The organism is Streptococcus pseudopneumoniae (assembly GCF_001076775.1).
GTDB classification, from domain to species: domain Bacteria; phylum Bacillota; class Bacilli; order Lactobacillales; family Streptococcaceae; genus Streptococcus; species Streptococcus pseudopneumoniae_G.
In genome coordinates this window covers 1-6,765 of the sequence record NZ_JVGV01000025.1, presented here as the reverse complement: position 1 = coordinate 6,765, position 6,765 = coordinate 1, and the positions used below count along the sequence as shown (strand labels likewise).

Annotated in this window: 4 protein-coding genes and 1 pseudogene; 4 read left to right on the top strand and 1 reads right to left on the bottom strand. The window is 32.1% G+C overall.

Features of this window, described 5'->3' with window-relative positions:
• The first annotated feature begins 23 nt into the window (after positions 1-23).
• The 4 genes and pseudogenes from ADJ60_RS11170 to ADJ60_RS11165 form a co-directional block, all read left to right on the top strand.
• Positions 24-1,372, top strand: a protein-coding gene (locus ADJ60_RS11170) for an IS3 family transposase (protein ID WP_152907437.1) whose coding sequence is annotated in 2 segments (ribosomal slippage) — positions 24-465 and positions 465-1,372 — 1,350 coding nt in all. Because the reading frame shifts where the segments join, the coding sequence is not laid out codon by codon here.
• A gap of 284 nt (positions 1,373-1,656) precedes the next feature.
• Entirely contained in the window at positions 1,657-3,327 is a 1,671-nt protein-coding gene (locus ADJ60_RS07615; RefSeq protein ID WP_049544448.1) for a sensor histidine kinase, read from the top strand.
• Positions 3,308-4,846, top strand: coding sequence for a response regulator transcription factor (locus ADJ60_RS07610; RefSeq protein WP_049544446.1), 1,539 nt, complete (start codon positions 3,308-3,310; stop codon positions 4,844-4,846). Before ADJ60_RS07615 ends, ADJ60_RS07610 begins: the two co-directional genes overlap by 20 nt.
• Before the next feature lie 354 nt (positions 4,847-5,200).
• Positions 5,201-5,566, top strand: a pseudogene (locus tag ADJ60_RS11165) (tyrosine-type recombinase/integrase); the annotation flags it as partial.
• Positions 5,567-5,961: 395 nt separating this feature from the next.
• On the opposite strand, the gene ADJ60_RS10790 reads toward ADJ60_RS11165, so the two are convergent.
• On the bottom strand, positions 5,962-6,765 hold an 804-nt coding region (locus tag ADJ60_RS10790), incomplete at its 5' end, for an SIALI-17 repeat-containing surface protein (RefSeq protein ID WP_160313206.1).

Sequence of the window (6,765 nt, the reverse complement as noted above, 5' to 3'; positions counted from 1 at the left end):
CTAACTTTTGGGGTGTTTTTATTATGAAATTAACTTATGATGATAAAGTTCAGATCTATGAACTTAGAAAACAAGGATATAGCTTAGAGAAGCTTTCAAATAAATTTGGGATAAACAATTCTAATATTAGGTACATGATTAAATTGATTGATCGTTATGGAATAGAGTTCGTCAAAAAAGAAAAAAATCGTTACTATTCTCCTGAATTAAAACAAGAAATGATTGATAAAGTCCTACATGAAAACTGGTCTCAAGATAGAGTTTCTCTCGAATATGCTCTCCCAAATCGTGGTATGCTTCCAAATTGGATGGCACAATACAAGAAAAACGGGTATACTATTGTTGAGAAAACAAGAGGGAGAGTACCTAAAATGGGACGTAAACCAAAGAAGAAACCCGAAGAGATGACAGAGTTAGAACGACTTCAAGCAGAAAACGAGTATCTGAGAGCGGAGAATGCTGTCCTAAAAAAGTTGAGAGAACTCCGCTTGAAGGAGGAAAAAGAGAAAGAAGAAAGACAGAAATTGTTCAAGAATTAATCACTGATTTTTCGTTAGATATTCTTCTAAAAACCATTAAACTCGCTCGTTCGACCTACTACTATCATTTGAAACAGCTAGACAAACCAGATAAGGATCAAAAGCTTAAAGCTGAAATTCAAGCTATTTTTACCGAACAAAAAGGAAATTACGGCTATCGTCGAATCCATTTAGAATTAAGAAATCGTGGTTATGTGGTCAATCATAAAAGAGTTCAACGCTTGATGAAAGTGCTCAATTTACAAGCTAGAATCCGCAAGAAACGCAAGTATTCTTCTCATAAAGGAGATGTTGGCAAGAAAGCAGACAACCTTATTCAACGCCAATTTGAAGCAGCTAAACCAATGGAAAAGTGTTATACGGACGTGACAGAATTTGCCATTCCAGCAAGCGCTCAAAAGCTTTACTTATCACCAGTTTTAGATGGCTTTAATAGCGAAATTATCGCCTATAATCTTTCAACTTCACCCAACTTAGAACAAGTAAAAACAATGTTGGAACAAGCATTCACAGAGAAGCGCTACGAGAATACGATTCTCCATAGTGACCAAGGCTGGCAATATCAACACGATTCTTATCATCAGTTTCTAGAGGGTAAGGGAATTCAAGCATCCATGTCACGTAAAGGTAACAGCCCAGACAACGGCATGATGGAATCTTTCTTTGGTATTCTGAAATCGGAGATGTTTTATGGTTATGAGAAGTCATTTGAGTCGCTCAACCAATTGGAACAAGCCATTGTAGACTATATTGATTACTACAACAATAAACGAATTAAGGTAAAACTAAAAGGACTCAGTCCTGTGCAATACAGAACTAAATCCTTCGGATAAATTAATTGTCTAACTTTTTGGGGTCAGTACAACGGAATACTATGCTTTAATTTTATTTTATGAAGTTGAGATACTACTTTCATTTTTTTCCTCCTATCTGATTTTCTACGATTATTTTACACCGTATAGAATTCCCTTAATATAACTTTTTGGACTAGGTTTATCAATTTTTCAGTTTATCATTTCTAAGAACTATTACTTTTCCGACATCTCGATAAAACATATCTGTTTTGTACATGATATCGTATTTTCAAAGTGATATAATTTAAATACGAGGCTAGTATATGAAATTAAATCGCGAGTTATCAAAAAAACATTCTATTCATTTTTTCTTTAAACTCCTACTTGTACTACTATTGATAAATATTTTAATCAATATTGCTATGAGTAACATAACCAGAAATTTTATTAAAAACCAAAATATAGTACACTTACGTAGTTCAATTGAAATTTATGCTGACTCTGTTAATGAAAAATTACATTCTGCAGAGAGGTTTATGTATTCAACAATAACGCATAATGAATCTTTAGAGAAATTAAATCATGTACAAACGTTTCTTGAGTATCAAGAAAATCTTAAAAAAGTTCAAACTAGCTTTACAGAGTTTGAATATCAAAATGAAACTCATATGACATTCTTATTAGAAACCGATAGTACTGATCATTTTATAAATGTCTCCAATCTTTATATTCCATATGAAGATTATTTACTGTTAAAAACATATCTAAAATCACTAAGTAGCGATATAAGTGACCGTAAGTGGAAAAATGTAACTACTAAAAACAGCGAATACTTAGTTAAATCTGTTCATTACGAAGGAAAAATCATTTATGCCGTCATATCTTCAGAAGATATCCTAAAACCTCTCAATAAACTTAATATTGGTAATAATGGTAAACTCTCCCTAAAAGAGCCTAACAATATACCGTCCTCTAATTACCTAATTCATGCCCAAAATGAAAAAACGCATTTACCTTTCGATATTTATGTTTTAGTCGATTATGCCGAAGTCTTTAGAAATATCACACTCTTAGAAGTATTTTTATCAGCTGTTCCTATCATTATCACCATTTTATCAATCATCATTATCCTGTATATTCGTCAATGGATGATTAAACCAATAACAAGACTCACTGAGCGACTCTCTCAACTTGGGGACTCCATCCCCCCTTCTGAATTTTTTATATCTGAAGGTATACTAGAAATTGATAAGGCAAATGATAAACTTAATAAAGTAATATTTGATATGCAAGAATTAAAAATACGAGAATACCATTCACAACTAGAACTTAAGAAGATAGAACTTAATTATCTAAAGAACCAAATCCGTCCGCATTTCTACTTAAATATGTTATCAATGATTCATAGTATGCTTCAAACAAAAAACTATAAGGAAATTGAAGAATTAACTATCCTAACTTCAAATTATCTCCGTCATTTATTTATGGCTAATCAAGATTTTTCAGAACTTAAAGATGAAGTTCAGCATATTAAAGATTATTTAGAAATACAACGAATTCGATATGGAAATAGCATCTACTTTTCACTAGACTACAATTCTGATTTACAAAATACTCTTGTCCCATCATTACTTTTACAAACATTTATTGAAAACACAATCAAACACGGTTTTTCATTTCAGAATTTATTTACAATTTTGCTATCGATAAAAAAAGTAAAAACTGAGAACTCAGATTATATTCAGATTTGTATCGAGGATAATGGTCCAGGTTTCTCTGAAGAAATTTTATCAAAACTAAATCAGAAACAGTCTCTAATAACAGAAGATGGACATCATATTGGGATCACAAACACCATCGAACGTTTAAATCTTCTCTATCCTAATGACTATAGTATTGCATTTGAAAATAATGAAGAAGGTGGAGCTAAAATTCTTTTACTCATTCCATACAAGATTATAGACGGAGGTTATAATGAACATTTTATTAGTTGATGACGATCGCTTTATCATTGAGGCTTTACGAGAGAAAATAAATTGGGATAAACTACACATTGACATTGTTTATGTTGCCTATAGCCTCACTCAAGCTCAAAATATTATTAGAGAGCATCCTATTGATCTTATGATAAGCGATATAGAAATGCCTCAAGGCAGCGGCCTCGAACTCTTATCTTGGATTAGAAATGAAAAATATGATATAAAAACAATTTTTTTAACCAATTACGCCGACTTCAACTATGCTCAAAAAGCAATTGAATTGCAAAGCTTCGAATACTATCTAAAACCCATTAACTTTGAAAAATTAGAATTTATTATTCAAAAAGCCATTAGTAAAATTGAGAATCATAACTTAAATGGAAAAAATGATTCGCTTTTACAAATAGAAGATAATTTCTGGTATGATTACCTTAGAAAACCTCAAATTTCTCGCATTGATGAGCTAGAAATAATAGCAAGCAAACAAGATTTTATTCTTCAAAAACACCAGTATTTTTTTCTTGCAGTTTTAACAATCAATCTTAATGAAGAAGATTATTCTGCAGAAACTCCATCATGGACTTCTCAACTAAAAAGAGAACTTCAAAGAATTTCACAACCTTCTTATAAGCTGATAAGTTTGTTCAAGATGGAAAGCCAGGTTGATCAATATGTTTGTCTCTTTAGAGTAGACTCATCCAAACGTAGTGACAAATTGGCATATGAGATTCATTCTCAAATTTCTAATAACTTTAGTAAATACTCAAACATTATATATAAGAGTTGCCATAAAATATCCGATGTTTTATTTCATACCAAAGAACTCTACACTTATAATGAACAGTATGTCTCTTATTGGAATACTATTATATGTGTTCCACATAGTTTCCCAACTTCTTTCAAAACAGAAACTCTTTCAATTACGTTTTTAGATAGCTTAAGCGAATATGAATTAAGAGAAAAAATTAATTCACTCGTCTATAATTCTCAAATCCCTACTTTCACGCTACAACAAATTTTACTAGATTGGACTCAACAAATAGGAATATATCTAGATCAAAATGGAATTTCAGCACATAAATTATTCCAAAATAGCACTCATGATTTCTTATTCCAACGACGCTTTCATTCAATTGAATCATTTCAGGATTACTTTGATTATTACTGGTCACATGCTAAGAAATTTGCAACAAACATTGAAAACCAGAAAAATAGTATTCAACGCATCGTCGAATACATAGATCATCACTACTATGAAGATATAAATCGTTCTATATTAGCAGATATGGTTTATCTCAGTGCAGATCATTTAGCTAGAATTTTTAAAAAAGAAACTGGAGAAACTCTTGTTAAATACATAACGGATAAGCGCATTAATGCTGCTAAATCTCTCCTATCCCAAACAAATATCTCGATATCACAGGTATCTTGTCAAGTAGGGTATGATAATTATTCTTACTTTACTAAAATTTTTAAACAAAGGACTGGACTTTCTCCTGGAGATTACCGTAAAACATATCAAAATAAAATGTAAGCAATTTAAATCATTGAAATGATAAGTAAAATTCAAGATTTGTAGTAATTTTTGAAATTCTACAGTTTTTCCAAAGATAAGTTAAATGATAATTTTTTAGATTATCATCAGCACAATATCTTTCAGTCCAACATAGCTCCAAAAATTTCTTTAAAATTGTTGATAAGGCAACTTCTTAAAAAGTCAGTTTGAAAAGAAAATCCAGTAAATATTTCTAGGATAAAACGTATACTATCAAGCTTTTACTGAACAACCTTGATCATATGCGTTTTATTATGGAAATATTTGCTTCATTTTCTCCTGAAATAGAGTTTATTCTATCCTATTTTCTCTTTTTCTAATGACTTACTTCAGGTTCTTTCCTCTTGGAAAAAACAACAAAGATATGAACTAGCAAAGTTTGGCATCATCAGTAATCCAGAACAATTTGTTTTTACATATATCGACACAAAAGGAAACATCAACAAGCCTTTACATGCTGACTATCTAAACAATAAAATGAAAAATATCAGAAAGCGATATAAAGAACTAGCACATGTTACACCTCATAAACTGCAACATACAGGAACGACACTTGCAAAACAAGCAGGACTCTCACTCGAAGCTATTTCAGAAGCTTTAACTCACAGTGATAAAGAAGTAACTAAGACTTATGTCAACACTTCAAATGTCATTCCAATGGCTGTTGGAGAGATTGCTTATCGCAATCTTAAAAAGTAATGGTGTGAATTTTACTAAAAATCATCAAAAAAACACCCCATGGTGTGAACCATGAAGTGTTGTAAATGCTGTATTGTAGCTGGTTCTTAACGTTTTGAGAACTGGCTAGCTTTACGAGCTTATATCTTAAGATCTGGTTTTTCTACATTATGATATTTATGGTAAATTATCACTGAAATCAAGTTCTTTTAAGAGATAAATCCTCAATTTTTACATATATAATCCTTTTAAAAATCAAGAGGTTATCACTTTTTAGTTTTCGGAGCTTATGTAGTTGAGAAAGAAATACAATAAAATTAATAATACAACATCCCCTAACAATTACTGACCGTTAGGGGATATTTCTATTCACCGAATATATTTTACATTCTTGTATTCATTAACTCCGTCAAAGATCATTCTTCGTCTTCTTTTTTACTTAAAATGAAGAAGCCTAATCCAAAAAGAATTGAACTTGTTGCTACAGATAAGAGTCCTAAACTATTTGCCGTACCAGTTTTCGGCAAGGTTGTTTGAGTTTCTTTCTGTTTCACTTCATCTTTTTCTGGTTGAGCATGTGTTTCATTTGTAGGAACATGAAGAGCATCTGGAGTCTGTTCAGGTTTCACATTATCATTTGTTTGAGTTACTCCTGAAGAGGCAACTTTTCTAAAGATATGTGTAACTACTTCTCCATTTTCATCTACTTCAGTTCTTACAAATTCATAACCTTCGATTTCACCATGTTCAAATGCTTCATTTTCCTCACCTAATACTTTAGGAGTTTTCGCATCTGCTGGTTTCAACTCATTACCGTTTTCATCAACCCATTTAGTAATAATCAGTTTAACTTTTGGTAATTGAGCTGGTTCTGGAAGTTCACCATTTATAGCAATGTTCCCATTAAACTCTGAGAACTCATGAGTTGGTGCATCCGGTGTACTTGTTCCACCCATAAACTCAGGAATATCTACACTTGGTGGTATGATGAGGTTTCCATTTCCATCTACACCAGTCGATCCAATTGGGTCTGTGTATTCTGGCACTTCACTTATTGGTGCATCCGGTGCGTTTACACCTCCTGTGAAGTCTGGTGCTTCTGGTTGTGTTTCTGGAGTGCCTTTAGCATTTATTTGACGGACAGTCAGCTTCACTTCAACTTCTTCGCTTGTGCCATCTGGGTAACGAACGATCACTGTTCCGGATACTTCGCCTGGTTG

Bases quoted from the DNA above. Each gene is read 5' to 3' on its own strand.
- ADJ60_RS07615 (WP_049544448.1), top strand. From the start codon at position 1,657: ATGAAATTAAATCGCGAGTTATCAAAAAAACATTCTATTCATTTTTTC.
- ADJ60_RS07610 (WP_049544446.1), top strand. From the start codon at position 3,308: ATGAACATTTTATTAGTTGATGACGATCGCTTTATCATTGAGGCTTTA.